This is a genomic window from Bacillus sp. BC08 (genome assembly GCF_054326875.1).
Genome location: NZ_JBTGPA010000003.1, coordinates 1 through 4095, shown reverse-complemented (window position 1 = coordinate 4095; position 4095 = coordinate 1). Strand labels below are relative to the sequence as shown.

Genomic DNA, 4095 nt, shown 5'->3' with positions numbered 1-4095 from the left:
ATTAGGCACGCCGCCAGCGTTCATCCTGAGCCAGGATCAAACTCTCCAATAAAGTTAGTTTGTCTAGCATCTAAAAATAAAAATTGACGTTTCACGTTGTTTGTTTCGTTCAGTTTTCAAAGAACTACTCGGTCGCTCATTCGCGACTTCCTTATGTTAACATCTTCGTTAGTTAATGTCAACTAAGTTTTTCATTTCGTTTGCCGCGTTCTGCGTTATTGCATCGGCGACTTTTTCTATATTACACCTCTAATGTTCAATCGTCAATACCTTTTTATAAATATATTCAAGTTAATATTTTTACACTCTCTACTCTAGAGAAGAGCCTATAAAGATTGTATTATCAGCAAAGCCTCTTCTTCTTTACTTTCATCTCTTCCAAAATACATTCAAGTTTACTTATACACTAGACTTAATTTGCACGTAAGTTTTTTCCCCAGCGAAACTAACAACCTTATTTTAATAAATACTAATATGTAGTTTGAAAATCATCACACTCCCTAATACCTCTTTACTTATCAGGCACTCTATTAGAAACGATTAAAGATACGCATTCTTATAACAAACAACGATACAGAAATCTTTATAGACTACTCTAGTTATGGAGTTCCCCTTATATGAAGTAATGCTTACTTACCTATTTACTCGTAAACATTTACTACTATCCCTGTATTACTAAAATAGCAGACTTATATCTCTTTCATCTTTAGCAGCATCCACTTCCATATGGCCTAGTCGTAATAACTTTTATAGCCCCTTAATAAACATTTAAGATATACAAATAAACTATACTCGATTAAAAATACGTACCTCAATTGATCGAGTATACTTAACATACCTGCGAGGAACGTTTGTTCTTATTACGCTTTATTACTTTTTATCACATTTAAGAATGTTTATCCTATACCTATTATTTACGTTTTACCGTTAGAAGAACGAATTAAGTTACTAACAAAGCATGTAATTTTATTGTTTCTATTATGTATCCCCCGTTTTGAAATACATATTGAATTATAAATTCATTTATTTCTAGCTATAATTCTAAGAATACATAGCAATAACATATAAAACACCCCAAAAACGAGATATACGGCTGCACAATTATAAATCATAATCTTTTCAACACCTATAGAAGTCCTGTACGTATTTAACGCAAATATAAACTAAAAAGGTTTCAATAGAAAAAGAGCCGGAATTTCTACTCTAAGGAAAATCCGACTCTTTTTCTATTGGGCCATAACCAAAATAATTTTTACGTTTAAGATTAAATGTCTATTTAATATTCCCTACTCTGCTGCGCTGAAGATGGATGTATCATACCTGTCACTGCATAATATAGATTTTCTGGATGTTCAGCTATCCGATGACATAAATACAAGTACCACTCCTTCCCATAAGTCAAATATACTCTAGCGTTATGTCCCTTGTTTTTCAAATCACTTAACATATCCGGACGAATTCCATATAGCATTTCTATTTCTACATTAGATTGACTAAAATATTGACGTTGCTCCATCTCTTTAATAAGAATTTCATCGTGTGTAGCTATAGATACAGGCTGATTATTTTCAATTAATTGTTCTACAATCTGAAGATACTGTTGATTTAAGTCAGTTGACCTAGGCATAGCAATAACTGAAGCTTCTTGATAGGCACCTTTTACAACTCTTATTTTCCCTGGATAATGTAGGAGTTCTTGAATATCATTGTTCGAACGATATAAATGCGCCTGAATCGTTATGCCTACATTAGGATATTGCTCAGTTGTTTTTTTATAGATAGAAAGTATGTCCTCTACTTTAGATGATTCTTCCATACTTATCATAAGGGTAGTTCCATATACTTTTGCCTTCTCTGCCAACTCCATTAAATGAATATAAGATATTTCTGGATCTATAGATAATCCAATATGCGATAAATCGAGTGATACTGTTTGTTTTATCGGCAGAGCACCCACGTCTCCAATAAGATTCAAAAACTCATTTTTCGCTTTATAACATTCCTTTATATCTAGAGTATTTTCCCCTATGTATTCTAGTGAAGTATGATACCCTTTTGTAATTAGTTCTTTTGCCGTCATAATCCCCTCATGTCTCGTTTCTCCGGTGACAAAGCGTTTCGCGGCCTGCAATAATAACGCATAGAGTTCGGTTGATTGTTGTACATAGGTTTTTATATGTTCATTTCGTGCAATCGATTTAAATGCCTGAGCTACTTGGAGTTCTGGTTTAGTCATCACATTTCCATCTCCTTTAGAACTATTTGTACCAACTATAGCATGCTAAAATGGTTCGTATTAGTACCATTTTAGCTATACTTTTATGGTACCAATTTTGATGAAGGGAGCATTTATATGCTTTGGATGCCTATTGATCGATCGTTAGATATAAGTTTAATTCGCCAGGTTTATCACCAAATACGTGAACGAATATTAAACGGAGAGCTACAATCCGGAGAAAAACTACCATCAACACGGGAATTATCTTCTGAGTTGAGCGTGTCTAGGAATGTAATTTTAGAAGCTTATGATCAATTACTTTCCGAAGGTTTTTTGGTCGCTCGACAAGGAGCCGGGACATTCATTGCCGAAGGGACTTATTTAAAACAACGTAAAGAATCAACTCTAATTGACTCTTTATCTTGGTGCGAAGAAACAAACAAAGACAGTAACATCATTAATTTCCGTTCAGGGATACCAGCATTAGACTTATTTCCACGTAAGGTATGGGCAAAGTTGTCTCACACCACATGGAATGAAGCACCCCCTTCTACATTTGGATACGATATTCCCGAAGGACGTCCCGAATTAAGAAAGGCTTTATCACGCTATTTGCTAAAAACAAGAGGAGTTTTTTGTCATCCAGAACAATTGGTGATTACTTCCGGTGCAACTCAAGCTTTAACACTTGTTTCTAAATTATTTTTATCCGCGGGTGATGAAGTACTAATAGAAGATCCCATCACCAATGACATTCAAACAATTTTTAAAAATTCAGGAGCCTCCCTTCATCCTGTACCAGTTGATGATAATGGAATGGATACATCTTTGTTGCCTGCAAATAAAAACCCAAAATTCATCTTCACTACTCCTTCTCACCAGTTTCCTTTGGGAGGAGCTTTACCGATCCAACGACGAGTTCAATTGATTAACTACTCAAGAAAAACGAATTGTTATCTCATTGAAGATGATTATGACAGTGAGTTTCGATATGAAGGCTCTCCTGTAAGTTCATTACAGGGATTGGATCCCGAGCGTGTTATATATATAGGTTCATTTAGTAAAATTTTATCACCGGCCCTTAGGATGGGATACTTAGTTCTTCCCTCACACCTTATTGAAAGATGCCGCAGGGTCAAATGGTTTTCCGATCTACATACATCTTCTTTAAATCAACTTGTCCTCGCTAAATTTATTACCGATGATCATTTGGAACGACATATTATGAAGATGAAAAAAACCTATAAAAATCGAAGAGACTTCCTTATCGAGCAATTAAAATTAGCATTCTTAAATGAAATCAATATTTTCGGCTATTCTACAGGATTACACCTGATTGTTGAATTCAATCAAGTTCAATTCACAAAAGAATTACTTGAGGAAATCCAACATCTCGGAGTGAAAGTATATCCCGTGGAAGACCACGCCATTGAAAAAGAAAAACATCATAATCGAATTATTATGGGGTATGGACATTTAACAACTGAAGAAATAAAAGAAGGTGTGAGCAGGCTACAGAGGGCAATACCTCGTAGATATCCTTATTAACGAATGACAGTTTAACAAACTTGTCCATATTTTTCTGAAGGTATGCTATTTAGATGTGAAATCATAATAAAACAAAGCTATTTCTTGCTAGATAAACGTACTCATAGAGCCATATTAATTACAAAATTATTTCATTAAACACAAAAAAGACGAGTCATACTGACTCGTCTTAAAATTGCTTGGCGACGTCCTACTCTCACAGGGACAAGGTCCCAACTACCATCGGCGCTAGAGAGCTTAACTTCCGTGTTCGGTATGGGAACGGGTGTGACCTCTCTGCCATCATCACCAAACTATGAAGGCATATTCCTTCAAAACTAGATAACATT

2 protein-coding genes and 1 rRNA gene are annotated in these 4095 nt (G+C 34.9%); 1 reads left to right on the top strand and 2 read right to left on the bottom strand.

Annotated elements, in window-relative coordinates; genetic code table 11:
* Positions 1-1276: 1276 nt before the first annotated feature.
* On the bottom strand, positions 1277-2236 hold the full coding sequence (locus tag ACXVYO_RS00060; RefSeq protein WP_458465717.1) for a proline dehydrogenase family protein: 960 nt from the start codon (positions 2234-2236) through the stop codon (positions 1277-1279).
* Between the two features lie 117 nt (positions 2237-2353).
* On the opposite strand from ACXVYO_RS00060, the gene pdxR reads away from it, so the two are divergent.
* On the top strand, positions 2354-3766 hold the full coding sequence (gene pdxR, locus ACXVYO_RS00055) for a MocR-like pyridoxine biosynthesis transcription factor PdxR (RefSeq protein ID WP_458465716.1): 1413 nt from the start codon (positions 2354-2356) through the stop codon (positions 3764-3766).
* A gap of 177 nt (positions 3767-3943) precedes the next feature.
* Here the strand turns inward: pdxR and rrf are convergent.
* Positions 3944-4059 (bottom strand): 5S ribosomal RNA (rrf, locus tag ACXVYO_RS00050).
* Positions 4060-4095: the final 36 nt, after the last annotated feature.